We start from the raw sequence: 269 nt of genomic DNA, 5'->3' as shown, positions 1-269 counted from the left end.
GATCGGCTTGAAGGTCCTCAAGGACCTCTGGCCGCGCAACCGGGAACGCTTGTTCATCAGCAGCTTCTCGATCCGTTCGATTCATGCGGCTGCCCGCCTGCTGCCGGACATCCCGCGTGCCTTCGCGGTGGTTGTTCCTCCACGCAATCCGATCGCTCTTCTCGAAGAGTCGAAGTGCCAGATCCTGCATGTGACGCAGGCGCTGCTCACCGATGATGCCTCGAAGATCCTGGCAGAGAGCGGTGTTGAATACGCGGTTGCGGTCGTCA

At 60.6% G+C, this 269-nt stretch carries 1 pseudogene; it reads left to right on the top strand.

What is annotated here, in order from left to right:
- Nucleotides 1–269: pseudogene (locus KVT28_RS25240) on the top strand (glycerophosphoryl diester phosphodiesterase); the annotation flags it as partial.

Origin of the sequence: Pantoea sp. GbtcB22, assembly GCF_019091025.1 — a bacterium.
GTDB classification, from domain to species: domain Bacteria; phylum Pseudomonadota; class Gammaproteobacteria; order Enterobacterales; family Enterobacteriaceae; genus Pantoea; species Pantoea leporis.
Note: the sequence above shows the minus strand (reverse complement) of the source record. Positions and strands in the feature narration are given on the sequence as shown.